Origin of the sequence: Pseudoroseomonas cervicalis, from assembly GCF_030818485.1 — a bacterium.
In the GTDB taxonomy this organism is placed as follows: domain Bacteria; phylum Pseudomonadota; class Alphaproteobacteria; order Acetobacterales; family Acetobacteraceae; genus Pseudoroseomonas; species Pseudoroseomonas cervicalis_A.
Genome location: NZ_JAUTAJ010000005.1, coordinates 32,862 through 53,909 on the forward strand (window position 1 = coordinate 32,862; position 21,048 = coordinate 53,909).

Annotated in this window: 6 protein-coding genes; all 6 read left to right on the plus strand. The window is 71.5% G+C overall.

The genetic code is table 11. The features are described from left to right. Positions 1–128: 128 nt before the first annotated feature. Complete coding sequence (locus tag QE401_RS21885; protein ID WP_307140321.1) at positions 129–350, plus strand: MbtH family protein; 222 nt, start codon at positions 129–131, stop codon at positions 348–350. Beyond that, complete coding sequence (locus QE401_RS21890) at positions 343–1,068, plus strand: thioesterase II family protein (protein ID WP_307140322.1); 726 nt, start codon at positions 343–345, stop codon at positions 1,066–1,068. The genes QE401_RS21885 and QE401_RS21890 overlap by 8 nt, the downstream gene beginning before the upstream one ends. Positions 1,069–1,145: 77 nt before the next feature. Continuing rightward, positions 1,146–2,219, plus strand: coding sequence for a GNAT family N-acetyltransferase (locus QE401_RS21895; RefSeq protein ID WP_307140323.1), 1,074 nt, complete (start codon positions 1,146–1,148; stop codon positions 2,217–2,219). Then, a complete protein-coding gene (locus QE401_RS21900; protein ID WP_307140324.1) occupies positions 2,212–3,519 on the plus strand; it encodes a lysine N(6)-hydroxylase/L-ornithine N(5)-oxygenase family protein in 1,308 nt (435 codons plus the stop codon). Before QE401_RS21895 ends, QE401_RS21900 begins: the two co-directional genes overlap by 8 nt. Before the next feature lie 111 nt (positions 3,520–3,630). Next, positions 3,631–13,275, plus strand: coding sequence for a non-ribosomal peptide synthetase (locus QE401_RS21905; RefSeq protein ID WP_307140325.1), 9,645 nt, complete (start codon positions 3,631–3,633; stop codon positions 13,273–13,275). An 85-nt stretch (positions 13,276–13,360) separates the two neighbouring features. After that, positions 13,361–21,040 carry a non-ribosomal peptide synthetase gene (locus QE401_RS21910; protein ID WP_307140533.1) on the plus strand — a complete coding sequence of 2,560 codons (7,680 nt, stop codon included), beginning with the start codon at positions 13,361–13,363 and terminating at the stop codon, positions 21,038–21,040. Positions 21,041–21,048: the final 8 nt, after the last annotated feature.

Here is a 21,048-nt window from a genome sequence, read left to right on the forward strand (position 1 = left end):
TCTGCGTCCGCGCTGAAAATCTCCGCGCCTCGCTCGTCTGCTGCAGAGAGGGTTCGCCGGTGACGCGGCCCGCGCCCCCGCGCGGCCCGCCCCGGCCCCCGCCACATCCGTGCAGCGGAAGGGACACCATGAGCTGGGGCGACGCCAACACCATCTTCCTCGTGGTCGTGAATGATGAAGGCCAGCACTCGATCTGGCCGTCCTACAAGCCGATGCCGGCCGGCTGGCAGGAGGTCGGGCAGCGCGGCAGCAAGGCCGAATGCCTCGACTGGATCGACGCCAACTGGCAGGACATGCGGCCGAAAAGCCTGCGCGCCGCGCTGCAGGCCGCCGGCGCGCAGGATGGCTGAGACGGCGCTGACGCTGCTCTGCTTCGCCCAGGCGGGCGGCAATGCGCAGGGTTTCCGCCGCTGGGCCGCCTGGCTGCCGGAGACGCTGCGGCTGCTGCCGCTCGACCGGCCCGGCCATGGCGCCCGGCGCGGCGAGGCGCCGGAGCAGGATTGGGACAGGCTGCTGCCGCGATTGCTGGTCGCCTTGCCGCCGCGTCTCGGCCCCTATGCGCTGTTCGGCCACAGCCTGGGCGCGCTGGTGGCGCTGGAGATGGCGCATGCGCTGCGCGCAGCGGGCCATGGCGAGCCGGCCTGGCTCGCCGTCTCCGGCTGCGCGGCGCCGGGCGCGCGCCGCCCCGGTCCCGGCTGGCACGACGCGCCGGACAGGGCGGTGGTGGCGCGGCTGCGCGAGCTGGGCGGCACGCCGGAAGCGCTGTTCGACGCGCCGGAGCTGCTGCAGGCGGTGCTGCCCGGGCTGCGCTGCGAGCTGCATCTGGGCGACACGCATCGCGCCCCGCCGCGCGCCCCGCTTGGCTGCCCGGTGCTGGCGCTGCGCGGGCGGGAGGATGCGCTGCCCGCCGCCGATGCGCTGCAGGCCTGGGCGCCCGAGAGCCGCGGCGCGCTGCGCTGCGTGGCGCTGGAGGGCGGGCATTTCCTGACGGAGGCGGCGGAGCGCGCCATCGCGCGCGAGCTGCTGGCGCTGTCCCCGCAGGCCATGCGCCACCTCGCCTACGGTTGAAACGCGCGTGGCGAGGCCTCGCCACGCTTCCACAGACAGGGTCGCGGCGGCGCCGCGGCACCGCAGGAGGAGAGGCGATGCCTTTCAGCACATTTCTGCTCTGCCCGTCCGGGCCGGTGACGGTGCGACGAGAGGGCGAGGCCTGCCTGGCGCAGGACCGGCAGGGCAACAGCCTGGAGCTGACCGTGCCGCGGGGCGCCTGCCGCGCGGCGCTGGCCACCGCCCCCGCCCCGGCCGGTGCGGCGCAGCGCCTGCTGCTGGCGGCGCTGGAATTCGCCTTCTCCGAGCCCGGCGCGCCGCCGCGGCTGCTGCTCTCCGGCGCCGGGCTGGCGCCGCTGGCCGAGGGGCTGCTGGCGCTGGGCGCCGCTGTGCCGGAGCCGGGGGCGGGGCCGGGCGCGCTGACCGCGCATGCCGAGATGCTGTGGCAGATCCCGCTGGCCTGGACGGCGCCGCGCGCGGCGGCGGCCTACCCCGCCATGCCGGTGATGAGCCAGGGCCAGCGCCATCCGCGCCGCCCGCCCAAGCCGCGCGGCACCTTCTATGCGCGCCACATCCCCTGGCTGGACGAGGTGCTGAGCTTCCGCGCCGCCGAGATGGACACGCATCTGCCGCTGCTGCATCGCTGGATGAACGATCCGCGCGTCGCCGAATTCTGGAAGGAGGACGGGCCGGTCGAGCATCACCGCGCCTATCTGCAGCGGCTGCTGGACGATCCGCACATGCTGCCGGTCTTCGCCTATTTCAACGACGAGCCCTTCGGCTATTTCGAGCTGTACTGGGCGAAGGAGAACCGCCTCGCGCCCTTCTACGACGTGGCCGACCATGATCGCGGCTGGCATGTGGTGATCGGCGAGGACCGCTTCCGCGGCCGTGCGCGGATCAGCGCCTGGCTGCCCTCGCTGATGCACGCCATGTTCCTCGACGATCCGCGCACGGCGCGCATCGTGGGCGAGCCGCAGGCGGACCACCACCAGCAGCTGCGCAACCTGGAGCGCTCGGGCTTCGCGCGCATCAAGACCTTCGATTTCCCGCACAAGACGGCGGTGCTGGTCTCCCTGCTGCGCGAGACCTATTTCCACGACCGGCTCTGGCTGCCGCGCGAGGCCGAGCCCGCCGCCTCCAACGCCAGGCGGGAGCCGGCGCATGCCTAGCACCGCGACACAGCCCGGGCGCAGCCTGGACCTGCTGGGCATCGGCTTCGGCCCGGCCAATCTGGCGCTGGCCATCGCGCTGCAGGAACAGGGCAGCGCGCTGCGCGCCCGCTTCCTGGAGCGCAAGCCGGAATTCAGCTGGCATCCCGGCATGCTGCTGCCGGGGGCGCGCATGCAGGTCGCCTTCATGAAGGACCTGGTCTCGCTGCGCAATCCGCGCAGCGCCTACTCCTTCCTGAACTACCTGCATGAGCAGGGCCGGCTGCTCGACTTCCTCAACACCCGCACCTTCTATCCGAGCCGGGTGGAGTTCAACGCCTATCTCGGCTGGGCCGCCGCGCGGCTGGGCGAGGCCTGCGCCTATGGGCGCGAGGTGGTCGAGGTCGCCCCCGTCACCCAGGGCCAGGCGGTGGAGCGGCTGCGCGTCACCGCCGTGACGCGGGAGGGGCGGGAGGAGGTCTGGCACGCGGCGCATCTCTCGCTCGGCCTCGGCCTGCAGCCGCATCTGCCGGAGATCTTCGCCGGGCTGCGCGGCACGCCGGCGCTGTGGCATTCCTCCGCCTATCTGGAACGCGCGGCGGCCCACAGCGGCGATGGCGAAGGGCAGCGCATCGCCATTATCGGCTCCGGCCAGAGCGCGGCCGAGATCTTCCTCGACGCGATGGAGCGCTTCCCGCGCGCGCGCATCGATCTGGTGATGCGCGGCTATGCGCTGAAGCCCGCCGACAGCAGCCCCTTCGTCAACGAGATCTTCAACCCCGACACCACCGATCTGCTCTACGGCGCCGAGCCGGCGCTGCGCGGGCAGATCCTGCAGGCGCATCGCGACACCAACTACTCCGTCGCCGATGCCGAGGTGATCGACCGCATCTATGGCGCGCTCTACGACCAGAAGGTGGAGGGCGGGGATCGCCTGCGCATCCACCGGCTGCAGCATGTGGTCGAGGCCGCCGCGCAGGAGAGCCAGCTGCGCCTGACGCTGCGGGACCGGCTGACCGGCGGCAGCGAGGCGGTGCCGTATGACACCGTGATCCTCGCCACGGGCTATCGTCCCTCCCAGGCGCTGGCGCTGCTGCGCGGCATCGAGCCCTATCTGCTGGGCGAGCAGCCGAGCCGCGACTACCGGTTGCAGACCGTGCCCGGCTTCCGGCCGCGCATCTATCTGCAAGGCCTGTGCGAGCCCACGCATGGGTTGAGCGATACGCTACTCTCCGTGCTGTCGGTGCGCGCGGGGGAGATCGCCGCCTCGCTGCAGGGTGATGGCGATTGGGGCGGCGCGGCGCGCGCCGCTGCCGAATAGGGCACGGCTGCGCTGAAAATCGGCGCCGCCGGTTCGTCTTGCTGGAGAAGGGAAGGGCGCGGGCGGACGCCGCGCCGGCCCTTTCCGTCACCGGCATGAGAAAGGCGCCCGATGCAGATCCTCCCGCTTTCCGCAACGGATTCCGGCGATCGGCAGGAGGAGGCGCAGGCGCTGCGTGACGCGCAGGGCATCGGCGATGTGCTGGCCTGGCGCGCGCGCCACCAGCCCGATCGCGTGGCGCTGCGTTTCCTGGCGCGGGCGGACGGGCCGGACGCGGCGCTGAGCTATACCGAACTGCATGCGCAGGCGCGGCGCCTGGCGCATCGCCTGCGCCAGCATGCGGCACCCGGCGAGCGGGTCATGCTGCTGCTGCCCAATGGCCTGCCTTATGTGCGCGCCTTCTTCGCCTGCCTGCAGGCGGGGCTGATCGCCGTGCCGGCCTATCCGGCGGACACGCCCAACCCGCAGCATTACGCCCGCCTCTGCGCCATGGCCGAGGATTGCGCGCCGCGCCTTCTGCTGGTGGAGGCAGCGCTGCCGGCCTCGCCGCGGCTCGCGCGGCTGGCTGAGGGCGGCGCGCGCATCCTCGATGTCGCCGAGGACAGCGACGGGCCGGAGCTGGAGGCGGCGGCCACGCAGGAGATCGCCTTCCTGCAATACACCTCCGGCTCCACCGCCACGCCCAAGGGTGTGGTGGTGACGCAGGCCAATATCCTCGCCAATGAGGCGGCGATGGCGCACAGCATCGGCGTGCGCGAGGACGACGTCTTCATCAGCTGGCTGCCGCTCTATCACGACATGGGCATGATCGGCGGGCTGCTGGCGCCGATCTACACCGGGCGCGAATTGGTGCTGCTGACGCCGGAGCATTTCCTGGCCAGCCCGATCCGCTGGCTGCGGGTCATCCAGCGCTATCGCGGCAGCATCAGTGGCGGCCCCAACTTCGCCTATCAGCTCTGCCTCGACCGCATCGCCGATTCCGCCGCGGCGGAGATCGACCTCTCCTCCTGGCGCGTCGCCTTCTGCGGCGCGGAGCCGGTGCGCGCCGCCACCATGCAGGGCTTCGCGGAGCGCTTCGCCGCAGCGGGATTCAGGGGTGGCGCGCTCTATCCCTGCTATGGGCTGGCGGAAGCGACGCTGTTCGTCAGCGGTGGCCGCGCCGGCGAGGGCGCCGACATGCCGGGCTTCGGGGAGGAGGCGCTGCGCCAGGGCCGGCTCATGCCGATGGCGGCGGGCTCGGCGCTGGTCGGTGCCGGCACGACCGCGCCGCATCACCAGCTGCGCATCGTCGATCCGGCGAGTGGCCGCGAATGCGCGCCCGGCATGCTGGGCGAGGTCTGGGTGCAGGGACCAAGCGTCGCCGCCGGCTACTGGAACCGTCCCGACGCCACGGCGGAAAGCTTCGGCGCGCGGCTCGAGGGCGAGGCCGGCACCTATCTGCGCACCGGCGATCTGGGCGCCTGGCATGCGGGGCGGCTCTTCATCGCCGGGCGGCTGAAGGATCTGATCCTGCTGCGCGGCCAGAATCTCTATCCGCAGGATCTGGAACAGCGCCTGGCCGAGCAGGTGTCGGGGCTGCGGCCCGGGCGCATCGCCGCCTTCGCCGTGCCGGGGGCGCAGGGCGAGGGGATCGGCATCGCCGCCGAGATCGCCCGTCGCGAGCGCGATGAGGCGGCGCGCGAGCGCATCCTGGAGGAGATCGCCGCCTGCATCGCCGAGCATGTCCTGGAAGTGCCGGCGCTGATCCTGCTGCTGGAGCCGGGCGGGCTGCCGCGCACCTCCAGCGGCAAGCTGCGGCGCTCCGCCTGCCTGCCGGGTTGGCGGGCGGGCGAGCTTCCGGTGCTGGCACAGCGCGACGCCGCTGCCGAAATGACGGGTCATGTCGCGCCGCGCACGCCGCTGGAGGCACGGCTCTGCGCCCTGTGGCAGGAGGTGCTGTCGCTGCCGCGCATCGGGGTGGAGGATGATTTCCTGCGCCTGGGTGGGCAGTCGCTGGACGCGATGCGGCTGCTGGCAAGGCTGCGCGAGGAATTTGGCGTCGAGCCGCCGCCCGCCTTCGTCTTCGAGGCGCGCAGCGTCGCCGCCCAGGCCGCCTGGCTGGCATCGCCGTCCGCGCGTCCTGAGCAGCATGCCCCTCTGCGCCGCAGCGACGACAAGGCGCCGCCGCCGCTGACGCCTGGCCAGGAGGGTCTGTGGTTTTTGTGGAACCTGGATCCTGCGAGCGTGGCGTACACGGTGAGCGGCTCGCTGCTGCTGGAGGGCGCGCTGGAGGAGGCGGCGCTGCGGCGGGCGCTGGATGCGCTGGTGGCGCGGCATGCGGTGCTGCGCATGGTGGTGGCGGAGGAGGAGGGTGTGGCGCGGCAGGCGCTGCTGCCGCTGCCGGGTTATGAGTGGCGCAGCCAGTCCCTGCCGGAGACGGCGCTGGAGGCGCATCGCACGGCGCTGCTGGCGCGGCCCTTCGATCTGCGGCAGGGTCCGCTGCTGCGGGTGGATCTAGTGCGGCTGGGTGCGGCGCGGCATGTGCTGACGCTGTCGATGCATCACATCGTGGCGGATGGCTGGTCGATCGGCGTGCTGCTGCGCGAGGTGGCGGCGCTGTACGAGGCGGCGCGGCGCGGGATCAAGGCGGCGCTGCCGGAACTGCCGGTGAGCTATGCGGATTACGCGCGCTGGCAGCGAGAATGGCTGGACGAGGCGGCGCTGTCGGCGCAGCTGGCGCATTGGCGCGCGCGGCTGGGCGAGGGCGCGGCGGAGACGATGCTGCCCTTCGACCGTCCGCGACGCGCAGGCGCGGCTCTGGGCGCGGCGGGCCATTGCCGCCGTACCCTGTCGCCGACGCTGACGGCGTCGCTGCGGCGGGTCTCGCAGGCCGAAGGCGCGACGCTGTTCATGACGCTGCTCTCGGCGCTGTCGCTGCTGCTGGGGCGGTATGGCGCGTCGGAGGCGGTGCAGATCGGCGTGCCGATGGCGGGCCGCGAGCGGGCGGAACTGCAGGGCCTGGTCGGCTACTTCGTCAACACCGTGGTGGTGCGGACGGAGCTTGCCGGCCATGCGCGGCTGCGCGATCTGCTGGGCCATGTGCGGGAGCGTGTGCTGGAGGCGCAGGCGCATCAGGCGCTGCCCTTCGCGCGGCTGGTGGAGGCGCTGCGGCCGGAGCGTGGCGCGGGCGCGGCCTCCCTGTTCCAGGTGATGTTCAACGCGCAGACCGGTGCTGCTGCGGGGTTGCAGCGCTTTGGCGATGCCGAGGCGCGGCTGCTGGAGGGTGGTGCGCGCGAGGCGCAGTTCGAGCTGGTGCTGAACGCGACAGAGACAACCGAGGGTGTTGCGCTCGGCTTCGACTATGCGGCGTCGCTGTTCGACGCGGCGAGCGTGGAGCGGCTGGCGACGCAATATGTGTCGCTGCTGGAGCAGTTCGCGGCGTCGCTGGATCGCCCGCTGGGTGCGCTGCTGTTGCCGGCGCCGGTGGAGCCGCCGGCGCAGCGCCCGATCTGGCGCGGCGTGCTGGAGCGCATCGCTGAGCAGGCGGCGCGCCGTGCCGATGCGGAGGCGCTGTGGTGCGAGGGCGAGCGGCTGAACCATGGCGCACTGTGGTCCTGGTCGAACCGGGTGGCGCAGGGCCTGGCGCGGCGCGGCGTGGCGCGGGAGGAGCGGGTCGGGCTGTGCCTGACGCGCGGGCTGGCGCTGCCGGCGGGGCTCTTGGGGATCCTCAAGGCGGGCGCGGCCTTCGTGCCGCTGGACCCGGACTATCCGCCCGATCGGCTGCGGGCGATGCTGCGCGATGGCGGTATCCGGCGCGTGGTGGTGGATGCGCAGACCGCATCGCAGCTGGGCGATGTGCTGCAGGGCCATGAGACGCTCCCCATCGAGAGCTTCGCCGAGGAGAGCGACGCGGAGATCGAGGTCGAGATCCATCCGGACCAGCTGGCCTATGTGATCTACACCTCGGGCTCGACCGGCACGCCGAAGGGTGTGGCGATCAGCCATGGCGCGCTGGCGCTGCATCTGGACGATTTCATTCCGGCCTTTGGCTACACGGCCTCGGATGCGGTGCTGCAATTCTCGACCTTCAACTTCGATGGCGGGATCGAGCAGCTGCTGCCGGGGCTGTGCGTCGGCGGCCGTGTGGTGATGCGTGGCCCGTCCATGTGGGATCTGGACCGTCTCAGCGCGGTGCTGCGGGACGAGGCGGTGACGGTGGCCGACATTCCGACGGCCTATTGGCAGCAATGGCAGTCGCGGCTGCCGGAGGCCCTGCCGGCGCTGCGGCGGGTGACGGTGGGGGGCGAGGCGCTGCCGGGCGATGCGCTGCGGCGCTGGCGCGAGGGCCCGCTCGGCCATGTTCGGCTGGACAATCGCTATGGCCCGACGGAGACGACGATCTCGGTGCTGTACCGGCGGACGGAGGCGTCGGACGAGGCCTCGGTGATGGTGCCGATCGGCAGCAGCTATCCGCATCGCAGCGCGCAGGTGCTGGATGTGGATGGCAATCCGGTGCCGGAGGGTGGCGTGGGCGAGCTGTGCATCGGCGGCGACAGCCTGGCGCGGGGCTATCTGAACCGGCCTGGGCTGACGGCGGAACGCTTTGTGCCGGATCCCTGGGGCCATCTGGGCGGTCGGCTGTATCGCACCGGCGATCTGTGCCGGCGCCGGGCGGATGGCGTGGTGGAATTCCTGGGCCGGATCGATGGTCAGGTGAAGCTGCGCGGCTACCGGATCGAACTGGGCGAGATCGAGGCGGCGCTGCGCGGCTGCGCAGGTGTCGACATGGCCGCGGCGGCGCTGCGGGGCGAGGGCGCCGGGCGGCGCATCATCGGCTATGTCACCGGCACCGTCGATGCGGCCACGGTCCTGGCCGAACTGAGAGACAAACTACCGGGGCCGATGGTGCCGTCGGTGGTTGTGGTGCTGGAGGCGCTGCCGAGCCTGCCGAATGGCAAGCTGGACCGCAACGCGCTGCCGGAGCCGGAGCAGACAACAGCCGCGATCGTCGCGCCACGCGACGCCACGGAAGAAAAACTGCTGCGCATCTGGCAGGCGGTGCTGGGGCGCGATGCGATCGGGGTGGAGGAGAATTTCTTCGCGGCGGGGGGTGATTCGATCCTGAGCCTGCAGCTGGTGGCGCGGGCGCGCCAGGCTGGGCTGCGGCTGACGCCCAAGGATGTGTTCGAAAACCCGACCATCGCCCAGATGGCGCGGGTGGCGCAGGCGCTGGCCGCGGCGGAGCGCCAGGCGGAGCGGCATGAGGCGCTGCCGCTGACGCCGATCCAGGCGCGGTTCTTCGCGCATCATCCGGAGGCGCCATCGCATTGGAACCAGTCGGTGCTGCTGCGGGTGAAGGGGCGTCTGGAGGAGACGGCGCTGCGTGCGGCGATCGCAGCCTTGCTGCGGCGGCATGATGCGCTGCGGCTGCGCTTCGAGAACACCGCGCAGGGCTGGCAGCAGCGCGTGGTGCCGGCGGACAGCATCACCGAGATTCCGCTGAGCCTCGAGGCGCTGCCGGAGACGGGCTGGGAGCCGTTGCTGCAGCAGCGCGGCGAGGCGCTGCAGCGCAGCCTGGATATCGGCCAGGGCCCGCTGCTGCGCGCCGGCTATTTCCCGATCGGCGATGGCGCCGAGGGACGGCTGCTGCTGGCGATCCATCATTTGGCGGTGGATGGTGTGTCGTGGCGGATCCTGCTGGAGGAGCTGCAACAGGGCTATGCGCAGGCGCGATCCGGCGCGGCGGTGGAATTGCCGCCGGTGGGCACGCCATGGAGCGCCTGGGTGGCCGGGCTGCGGGAGGCGGCGCAGCGTCCGGCGCTGGCGGAGGAGCTGGGCTGGTGGCAGGCGATGCTGGCGCCGGCGGCGGGCCAGGCGCTGCCGATCCCGCCGCTGCCGGGGCGGCGTCTGGACCAGAGCGATGTGCTGCGCTGGGAAATCTCGCCGGAGCGGACGCGGCAATTGCTGGCGGAGGCGCCGCGGGCCTATCGGCTGCGGGTGGATGAGCTGCTGCTGGCGGCGCTGGCGCAGACGCTGTCGCGCTGGGGCGATCGTGCGGGCGTGCTGCTGGACCTGGAGGCGCATGGCCGCGAGGAGGAGGAGGTCAGCGGTGCGGAGCTGAGCCGGACGGTGGGCTGGTTCACGGCGCGGCATCCGCTGTGGCTGGCGGCGCAAGGCTCGGCGGATGCGGCGCTGCGCGGCGCGAAGGCGGCGCTGCGCGCGGTGCCGGCGAAGGGTGTGCGCTGGGGCCAGCTGCGGCACCTTGCGGATCCGGCGCTGCAGGCGAAGGCCGCGGCGCTGGCGCATCCGCAAGTGAGCTTCAACTATCTGGGGCAGTTCGACCAGAGCCTGGCGGCGGAGGGGATGTTCGGCTTTGCGCAGGAGGCGGCGGGGTCGGCGGTGTCCGGGGAGAGCCGGCTGGACCACGCGCTGGATATCAATGCGCTGGTGGCGGAGGGAAGGCTGTCGGTGAGCTGCCGCTACAGCCCGGCGCAGCTGGACACGCCAACCGCGCAGCAGCTGATGCGGGACTTCGCCGCGGAGGTGGAGCGGCTGATCGCGCATTGCGCCGAGGCACAGATGGTGATCACGCCCGAGGATGTGCCGCTGGCGAAGCTGGACGCCACGGCGCTGGCGAAGCTGCCGCTGCCGGTGGGGGAGATCGCCGATCTGTACGCGGCGACACCGCTGCAACAGGGGCTGCTGTTCCACAGCCTGCTGGAGAGTGGCGAAGGTGTATATGTGAACCAGCTGGGCCTGCAGCTGGGGAAGGGATTGCGGCCGGATTTGCTGCGCGCGGCCTGGCAGCATGCGGTGGACCGGCACGACATCCTGCGCACGCAATTCGTCTGGCCGGAGGGTGGCGAGGCGGTGCAGCTGGTGCGCCGGACAGCGACGCTGCCCTGGGCCGAGCAGGACTGGTCCGGCGAGACCGGGGCCGGCTACGCGGCCCGCCTGGCGGAATGGCGCCGCGCCGATCTGGCGCGGGGCTTCGATCTGTCGCAGCCGCCGCTGCTGCGGGTTGCGGTGTTTCTGCGGCCCGATGGCGGCCATGACGTGATGCTGACCAATCATCACGTGCTGCTGGATGGCTGGAGCAGCGCGCAGCTTCTGTCGGAGGTGCTGCGCGACTATGCGGCGCGGCTGCGCGGCGAGGCGGCCGCGCTGCCGCCGCCGGTGCCGTTCCGCCGCTATGTTGCCTGGCTGCAGGCGCAGCCGAGTGCGGAGGGCTGGTGGCGCGCGCGGCTTGCGGCGCTGTCGCAACCGGCGCAGGGCCTGCTGGAGACGCTGCCGGCGCCGCGTGATCCGCAACCCGGCCATGGTGAGAAGCGCCAGCACCTGTCTGCTGAACTGTCGCAACGCCTGCGGCAGGCGGCGCAAGGCGGCGCGGTGACGCTGAACACGCTGATGCAGGGGGCCTGGGCGCTGCTGCTGGCGCGGCGCGGCGGGCGCGGCCCGGTGGTGTTCGGCGTGACGGTGTCGGGCCGCCCGGCGGAGCTGGCGGAGGCGGAGCGGATGCAGGGGCTGTTCATCAACAGCCTGCCGATCTGGGTTGAGGTGCCGTCGTCGCAGCCACTCTCCGCCTGGCTGGGCGAGCTGCAGCGGCTGAACGGGGCGATGCGGCAGCATGAGCACACGCCGCTGCACCGTCTGCAGCAATGGGCCGGCCAGCCCGGCGAGGCGCTGTTCGACAGCCTGCTGGTGTTCGAGAATTATCCGGTCGATCCCGATGCGATGCGGCATGATCTGCCACTGCTGTCGGCGGAATCCTCGGAACGCACGCATTATCCGCTGAGCCTGGCGGTGCTGCCGGGCGCCGAGGCGCTGCAGCTGAAATGGGCCTGGCGGTCGGATCGGATCGACGCGGCGCAGATCGAGGCGCTGTCGGCCGAGTACAACGCGCTGCTCGCGCTGCTCTGCAATGCCCTGGATCAGCCGCTGGGCGCGCTGCGTCTGCCGGCGTCGGTGGAACCGCCGGCGCAGCGCCCCATCTGGCGCGGCGTGCTGGAGCGCATCGGTGAACAGGCGGCGCGCCGTGCCACTGCGGAGGCGCTGTGGTGCGATGGCGAGCGGCTGAGCCATGGCGCGCTGTGGTCCTGGTCGAACCGGGTGGCGCAGGGCCTGGCGCGGCGTGGTGTGGCGCGGGAGGAGCGGATCGGGCTCTGCCTGACGCGAGGCCTGGCACTGCCCGCGGGGCTGCTCGGCATCCTCAAGGCGGGCGCGGCCTTCGTGCCGCTGGATCCGGACTATCCGCCCGATCGGCTGCGGGCGATGCTGCGCGATGGCGGGATCACGCGCGTGCTGGTGGATGCGCAGACCGCATCGCAGCTGGGCGATGTGCTGCAGGGCCATGAGACGCTGCCGATCGAAAGCTTCGCCGATGAGAGCGATGCGGAGATCGCGCCGGAAATCCATCCCGACCAGCTGGCCTATGTGATCTACACCTCGGGCTCGACCGGCACGCCGAAGGGTGTGGCGATCAGCCATCGCTCGCTGGCGCTGCATCTGGATGATTTCCAGCAGCGCTTCGCGGTGGGCGCGGCGGATCGTGTGCTGCAATTCTCGACGGTCAATTTCGATGCCTTCTTGGACCAGCTTCTGGCGCCGCTGAGCGTCGGCGCGGCCGTGGTGATGCGCGGTCCCGGGCTGTGGGACATGGCGGTGCTGAACACGGTCCTGGCGGAGCAGTCGGTGAGCCTGGCCTATCTGCCCTGCGCCTATTGGCAGCAATGGCTGCATGATCTGCCTGCGGCGCTGCCGTCGCTGCGCGTCATGATGGTGGGTGGCGAGGCGCTGCCGGGCGATGCGCTGCGCCGCTGGTTTGAGGGCCCGCTGGGCCATGTGCGGCTGGACAATCGCTATGGCCCGACCGAGACGACGGTGACGGCGCTGGTGCATGAGACCCGCGCGGTGGATGGCCAGCAGGCGATTGTGCCGATCGGCCGGAGCTATCCGCATCGCAGCGCGCAGGTGCTGGATATGGATGGCAATCCCGTGCCGGAGGGTGGCGTGGGCGAGCTGTGCATCGGCGGCGACAGCCTGGCGCGGGGCTATCTGAACCGGCCCGGGCTGACGGCGGAACGCTTTGTGCCGGATCCCTGGGGCCATCCGGGTGGCCGTCTGTACCGCACCGGCGATCTGTGCCGGCGGCGCGCGGATGGTGTGGTGGAATTCCTGGGCCGGATCGATGGCCAGGTGAAGCTGCGCGGCTACCGGATCGAGCTGGGCGAGATCGAGGCGGCGCTGCGCGGCTGCGCAGGTGTTGCCATGGCCGCGGCGGCGCTGCGGGGCGAGGGCGCCGGGCGGCGTATCATTGGCTATGTCACCGGCGCCGTCGATGCGGCCACGGTCCTGTCCGAACTGAGAGACAAGCTGCCGGGGCCGATGGTGCCGTCGGCGGTGGTGGTGCTGGCGGCGCTGCCGAGCCTGCCGAATGGCAAGCTGGACCGCAACGCGCTGCCGGAGCCGGAGCAGACAACAGTCGCGATCGTCGCGCCACGCGATGCGATGGAGGACATGCTCTGTCGTATCTGGTCCTCTGTGCTGCAGCAGAAGATTGAAAGCGTCGAAGACAATTTCTTCGCGCGCGGAGGCCACTCGCTTCTGGCACTGCAGGCGGCCTCACGACTCTCCGCCGAGCTTGGGCGGCATGTTCCTGTCAGCATGCTGTTCCAGCATCCGACGCCTGCCGCGCTTGCGGTGCAGCTGCAGGAAAACCGCGAAGACAGCAGTGCTTCCGAAAGCCTGATGGCCGAGTGGCTGAAAGAACTGAGTTGAGGGCAGATCGATGACCGCCATCACCACGCTTGCGCGCCAATACGCATCGCTGCCCGCTGAGAAGAGGGTGCTTTTCCGGCAACGCATGCTGCGGGAGGAGATCGATCCCGCCCTCCTACCGGTCGTGCCTTTGCCTGAAGGTGATTCAGCGCCGCCGCTGACACCTGGCCAGGAAGGTCTGTGGTTTTTGTGGAACCTGGATCCTGCGAGCGTGGCGTACACGGTGAGTGGATCGCTGCTGCTGGAGGGCGCGCTGGAGGAGGCGGCGCTGCGGCGGGCGCTGGATGCGCTGGTGGCGCGGCATGCGGTGCTGCGCATGGTGGTGGCGGAGGAGGAGGGTGTGGCGCGGCAGGCGCTGCTGCCGCTGCCGGGTTATGAGTGGCGCAGCCAGTCCCTGCCGGAGACGGCGCTGGAGGCGCATCGCACGGCGCTGCTGGCGCGGCCCTTCGATCTGCGGCAGGGTCCGCTGCTGCGGGTGGATCTAGTGCGGCTGGGTGCGGCGCGGCATGTGCTGACGCTGTCGATGCATCACATCGTGGCGGATGGCTGGTCGATCGGCGTGCTGCTGCGCGAGGTGGCGGCGCTGTACGAGGCGGCGCGGCGCGGGATCAAGGCGGCGCTGCCGGAACTGCCGGTGAGCTATGCGGATTACGCGCGCTGGCAGCGAGAATGGCTGGACGAGGCGGCGCTGTCGGCGCAGCTGGCGCATTGGCGCGCGCGGCTGGGCGAGGGCGCGGCGGAGACGATGCTGCCCTTCGACCGTCCGCGACGCGCAGGCGCGGCTCTGGGCGCGGCGGGCCATTGCCGCCGTACCCTGTCGCCGACGCTGACGGCGTCGCTGCGGCGGGTCTCGCAGGCCGAAGGCGCGACGCTGTTCATGACGCTGCTCTCGGCGCTGTCGCTGCTGCTGGGGCGGTATGGCGCGTCGGAGGCGGTGCAGATCGGCGTGCCGATGGCGGGCCGCGAGCGGGCGGAACTGCAGGGCCTGGTCGGCTACTTCGTCAACACCGTGGTGGTGCGGACGGAGCTTGCCGGCCATGCGCGGCTGCGCGATCTGCTGGGCCATGTGCGGGAGCGTGTGCTGGAGGCGCAGGCGCATCAGGCGCTGCCCTTCGCGCGGCTGGTGGAGGCGCTGCGGCCGGAGCGTGGCGCGGGCGCGGCCTCCCTGTTCCAGGTGATGTTCAACGCGCAGACCGGTGCTGCTGCGGGGTTGCAGCGCTTTGGCGATGCCGAGGCGCGGCTGCTGGAGGGTGGTGCGCGCGAGGCGCAGTTCGAGCTGGTGCTGAACGCGACAGAGACAACCGAGGGTGTTGCGCTCGGCTTCGACTATGCGGCGTCGCTGTTCGACGCGGCGAGCGTGGAGCGGCTGGCGACGCAATATGTGTCGCTGCTGGAGCAGTTCGCGGCGTCGCTGGATCGCCCGCTGGGTGCGCTGCTGTTGCCGGCGCCGGTGGAGCCGCCGGCGCAGCGCCCGATCTGGCGCGGCGTGCTGGAGCGCATCGCTGAGCAGGCGGCGCGCCGTGCCGATGCGGAGGCGCTGTGGTGCGAGGGCGAGCGGCTGAACCATGGCGCACTGTGGTCCTGGTCGAACCGGGTGGCGCAGGGCCTGGCGCGGCGCGGCGTGGCGCGGGAGGAGCGGGTCGGGCTGTGCCTGACGCGCGGGCTGGCGCTGCCGGCGGGGCTCTTGGGGATCCTCAAGGCGGGCGCGGCCTTCGTGCCGCTGGACCCGGACTATCCGCCCGATCGGCTGCGGGCGATGCTGCGCGATGGCGGTATCCGGCGCGTGGTGGTGGATGCGCAGACCGCATCGCAGCTGGGCGATGTGCTGCAGGGCCATGAGACGCTCCCCATCGAGAGCTTCGCCGAGGAGAGCGATGCGGAGATCGAGGTCGAGATCCATCCGGACCAGCTGGCCTATGTGATCTACACCTCGGGCTCGACCGGCACGCCGAAGGGTGTTGCGATCAGCCATGGCGCGCTGGCGCTGCATCTGGACGATTTCATTCCGGCCTTCGGCTACGGCGAGGCGGATGCTGTGCTGCAATTCTCGACCTTCAATTTCGATGGCGGGATCGAGCAGCTGCTGCCGGGGCTGTGCGTCGGCGGCCGTGTGGTGATGCGTGGCCCGTCCATGTGGGATCTGGACCGTCTCAGCGCGGTGCTGCGGGACGAGGCGGTGACGGTGGCCGACATTCCGACGGCCTATTGGCAGCAATGGCAGTCGCGGCTGCCGGAGGCCCTGCCGGCGCTGCGGCGGGTGACGGTGGGGGGCGAGGCGCTGCCGGGCGATGCGCTGCGGCGCTGGCGCGAGGGCCCGCTCGGCCATGTTCGGCTGGACAATCGCTATGGCCCGACGGAGACGACGATCTCGGTGCTGTACCGGCGGACGGAGGCGTCGGACGAGGCCTCGGTGATGGTGCCGATCGGCAGCAGCTATCCGCATCGCAGCGCGCAGGTGCTGGATGTGGATGGCAATCCGGTGCCGGAGGGTGGCGTGGGCGAGCTGTGCATCGGCGGCGACAGCCTGGCGCGGGGCTATCTGAACCGGCCCGGGCTGACGGCGGAACGCTTCGTGCCGGACCCGTGGGGGCATGCGGGCGGACGGCTGTACCGCACCGGCGATCTGTGCCGGCGTCGGGCGGATGGTGTGGTGGAGTTCCTGGGCCGGATCGATGGCCAGGTGAAGCTGCGCGGCTACCGGATCGAACTGGGCGAGATCGAGGCGGCGCTGCGCGGCTGCGCAGGTGTCGACATGGCCGCGGCGGCGCTGCGGGGCGAGGGCGCCGGGCGGCGCATCATCGGCTATGTCACCGGCACCGTCGATGCGGCCACGGTCCTGTCCGAACTGAGAGACAAGCTGCCGGGGCCGATGGTGCCGTCGGCGGTGGTGGTGCTGGCGGCGCTGCCTAGCCTGCCGAATGGCAAGCTGGACCGCAACGCGCTGCCGGAGCCGGAGCAGACAACAGCCGGGATCGTCGCGCCACGCGACGCCACGGAAGAAAAACTGCTGCGCATCTGGCAGGCGGTGCTGGGGCGCGATGCGATCGGGGTGGAGGAGAATTTCTTCGCGGCGGGCGGTGATTCGATCCTGAGCCTGCAGCTGGTGGCGCGCGCACGCCAGGCTGGGCTGCGGCTGACGCCCAAGGATGTGTTCGAAAACCCGACCATCGCCCAGATGGCGCGGGTCGTGGTTCCGCTGCTCCCTGGCGACGCTTTGATTCACGAGACTGCGCCGAAGCCTGTTGAGTTCGATTGGGCTTCGTCCTCGGTCCCTCAGGATGAGATCGCCGATCTGTACGCGGCGACACCGCTGCAACAGGGGCTGCTGTTCCACAGCCTGCTGGAGAGTGGCGAAGGTGTATATGTGAACCAGCTGGGCCTGCAGCTGGGGAAGGGATTGCGGCCGGATTTGCTGCGCGCGGCCTGGCAGCATGCGGTGGACCGGCACGACATCCTGCGCACGCAATTCGTCTGGCCGGAGGGTGGCGAGGCGGTGCAGCTGGTGCGCCGGACAGCGACGCTGCCCTGGGCCGAGCAGGACTGGTCCGGCGAGACCGGGGCCGGCTACGCGGCCCGCCTGGCGGAATGGCGCCGCGCCGATCTGGCGCGGGGCTTCGATCTGTCGCAGCCGCCGCTGCTGCGGGTTGCGGTGTTTCTGCGGCCCGATGGCGGCCATGACGTGATGCTGACCAATCATCACGTGCTGCTGGATGGCTGGAGCAGCGCGCAGCTTCTGTCGGAGGTGCTGCGCGACTATGCGGCGCGGCTGCGCGGCGAGGCGGCCGCGCTGCCGCCGCCGGTGCCGTTCCGCCGCTATGTTGCCTGGCTGCAGGCGCAGCCGAGTGCGGAGGGCTGGTGGCGCGCGCGGCTTGCGGCGCTGTCGCAACCGGCGCAGGGCCTGCTGGAGACGCTGCCGGCGCCGCGTGATCCGCAACCCGGCCATGGTGAGAAGCGCCAGCACCTGTCTGCTGAACTGTCGCAACGCCTGCGGCAGGCGGCGCAAGGCGGCGCGGTGACGCTGAACACGCTGATGCAGGGGGCCTGGGCGCTGCTGCTGGCGCGGCGCGGCGGGCGCGGCCCGGTGGTGTTCGGCGTGACGGTGTCGGGCCGCCCGGCGGAGCTGGCGGAGGCGGAGCGGATGCAGGGGCTGTTCATCAACAGCCTGCCGATCTGGGTTGAGGTGCCGTCGTCGCAGCCACTCTCCGCCTGGCTGGGCGAGCTGCAGCGGCTGAACGGGGCGATGCGGCAGCATGAGCACACGCCGCTGCACCGTCTGCAGCAATGGGCCGGCCAGCCCGGCGAGGCGCTGTTCGACAGCCTGCTGGTGTTCGAGAATTATCCGGTCGATCCCGATGCGATGCGGCATGATCTGCCACTGCTGTCGGCGGAATCCTCGGAACGCACGCATTATCCGCTGAGCCTGGCGGTGCTGCCGGGCGCCGAGGCGCTGCAGCTGAAATGGGCCTGGCGGTCGGATCGGATCGACGCGGCGCAGATCGAGGCGCTGTCGGCCGAGTACAACGCGCTGCTCGCGCTGCTCTGCAATGCCCTGGATCAGCCGCTGGGCGCGCTGCGTCTGCCGGCGTCGGTGGAACCGCCGGCGCAGCGCCCCATCTGGCGCGGCGTGCTGGAGCGCATCGGTGAACAGGCGGCGCGCCGTGCCACTGCGGAGGCGCTGTGGTGCGATGGCGAGCGGCTGAGCCATGGCGCGCTGTGGTCCTGGTCGAACCGGGTGGCGCAGGGCCTGGCGCGGCGTGGTGTGGCGCGGGAGGAGCGGATCGGGCTCTGCCTGACGCGAGGCCTGGCACTGCCCGCGGGGCTGCTCGGCATCCTCAAGGCGGGCGCGGCCTTCGTGCCGCTGGATCCGGACTATCCGCCCGATCGGCTGCGGGCGATGCTGCGCGATGGCGGGATCACGCGCGTGCTGGTGGATGCGCAGACCGCATCGCAGCTGGGCGATGTGCTGCAGGGCCATGAGACGCTGCCGATCGAAAGCTTCGCCGATGAGAGCGATGCGGAGATCGCGCCGGAAATCCATCCCGACCAGCTGGCCTATGTGATCTACACCTCGGGCTCGACCGGCACGCCGAAGGGTGTGGCGATCAGCCATCGCTCGCTGGCGCTGCATCTGGATGATTTCCAGCAGCGCTTCGCGGTGGGCGCGGCGGATCGTGTGCTGCAATTCTCGACGGTCAATTTCGATGCCTTCTTGGACCAGCTTCTGGCGCCGCTGAGCGTCGGCGCGGCCGTGGTGATGCGCGGTCCCGGGCTGTGGGACATGGCGGTGCTGAACCGGGTGCTGGCGGAGCAACCGGTGAGCCTGGCCTATCTGCCCTGCGCCTATTGGCAGCAATGGCTGCATGATCTGCCTGCGGCGCTGCCGTCGCTGCGCGTCATGATGGTGGGCGGCGAGGCGCTGCCGGGTGATGCGCTGCGCCGCTGGTTCGAGGGACCGCTCGGCCATGTGCGGCTGGACAATCGCTACGGCCCGACCGAGACGACGGTGACGGCGCTGGTGCATGAGACCCGCGCGGTGGACGGCCAGCAGGCTGTTGTGCCGATCGGCAGCAGCTATCCGCATCGCAGCGCGCAGGTGCTGGATGTGGATGGCAATCCGGTGCCGGAGGGTGGCGTGGGCGAGCTGTGCATCGGCGGCGACAGCCTGGCGCGGGGCTATCTGAACCGGCCCGGGCTGACGGCGGAACGCTTTGTGCCGGATCCCTGGGGCCATGCGGGCGGACGGCTGTACCGCACCGGCGATCTGTGCCGGCGGCGCGCGGATGGCGTGGTGGAATTCCTGGGCCGGATCGATGGTCAGGTGAAGCTGCGCGGCTACCGGATCGAACTGGGCGAGATCGAGGCGGCGCTGCGCGGCTGCGCAGGTGTTGCCATGGCCGCGGCGGCGCTGCGGGGTGAGGGTGCAGGTCGGCGGATCATCGGCTACGTCACCGGCGCGGCCGATGCGGCCACGGTCCTGGCCGAACTGAGAGACAAACTACCGGGGCCGATGGTGCCGTCGGTGGTTGTGGTGCTGGAGGCGCTGCCGAGCCTGCCGAATGGCAAGCTTGACCGCAACGCGCTGCCGGAGCCGGAGCAGACAACAGCCGGGATCGTCGCGCCACGCGACGCCACGGAAGAAAAACTGCTGCGCATCTGGCAGGCGGTGCTGGGGCGCGATGCGATCGGGGTGGAGGAGAATTTCTTCGCGGCGGGGGGTGATTCGATCCTGAGCCTGCAGCTGGTGGCGCGGGCGCGCCAGGCTGGGCTGCGGCTGACGCCCAAGGATGTGTTCGAAAACCCGACCATCGCCCAGATGGCGCGGGTGGCGCAGGCGCTGGCCGCGGCGGAGCGCCAGGCGGAGCGGCATGAGGCGCTGCCGCTGACGCCGATCCAGGCGCGGTTCTTCGCGCATCATCCGGAGGCGCCATCGCATTGGAACCAGTCGGTGCTGCTGCGGGTGAAGGGGCGTCTGGAGGAGACGGCGCTGCGTGCGGCGATCGCAGCCTTGCTGCGGCGGCATGATGCGCTGCGGCTGCGCTTCGAGAACACCGCGCAGGGCTGGCAGCAGCGCGTGGTGCCGGCGGACAGCATCACCGAGATTCCGCTGAGCCTCGAGGCGCTGCCGGAGACGGGCTGGGAGCCGTTGCTGCAGCAGCGCGGCGAGGCGCTGCAGCGCAGCCTGGATATCGGCCAGGGCCCGCTGCTGCGCGCCGGCTATTTCCCGATCGGCGATGGCGCCGAGGGACGGCTGCTGCTGGCGATCCATCATTTGGCGGTGGATGGTGTGTCGTGGCGGATCCTGCTGGAGGAGCTGCAACAGGGCTATGCGCAGGCGCGATCCGGCGCGGCGGTGGAATTGCCGCCGGTGGGCACGCCATGGAGCGCCTGGGTGGCCGGGCTGCGGGAGGCGGCGCAGCGTCCGGCGCTGGCGGAGGAGCTGGGCTGGTGGCAGGCGATGCTGGCGCCGGCGGCGGGCCAGGCGCTGCCGATCCCGCCGCTGCCGGGGCGGCGTCTGGACCAGAGCGATGTGCTGCGCTGGGAAATCTCGCCGGAGCGGACGCGGCAATTGCTGGCGGAGGCGCCGCGGGCCTATCGGCTGCGGGTGGATGAGCTGCTGCTGGCGGCGCTGGCGCAGACGCTGTCGCGCTGGGGCGATCGTGCGGGCGTGCTGCTGGACCTGGAGGCGCATGGCCGCGAGGAGGAGGAGGTCAGCGGTGCGGAGCTGAGCCGGACGGTGGGCTGGTTCACGGCGCGGCATCCGCTGTGGCTGGCGGCGCAAGGCTCGGCGGATGCGGCGCTGCGCGGCGCGAAGGCGGCGCTGCGCGCGGTGCCGGCGAAGGGTGTGCGCTGGGGCCAGCTGCGGCACCTTGCGGATCCGGCGCTGCAGGCGAAGGCCGCGGCGCTGGCGCATCCGCAAGTGAGCTTCAACTATCTGGGGCAGTTCGACCAGAGCCTGGCGGCGGAGGGGATGTTCGGCTTTGCGCAGGAGGCGGCGGGGTCGGCGGTGTCCGGGGAGAGCCGGCTGGACCACGCGCTGGATATCAATGCGCTGGTGGCGGAGGGGAGGCTGTCGGTGAGCTGCCGCTACAGCCCGGCGCAGCTGGACACGCCAATCGCACAGCAGCTGATGCGGGACTTCGCCGCGGAGGTGGAGCGGCTGATCACGCATTGCGCCGAGGCACAGATGGTGATCACGCCGGAGGATTTCGAGCTCGACCTGGAACAGGGTGATCTCGAGGGCCTTCTGTCCGACATCGAAAACTGACACGCCGC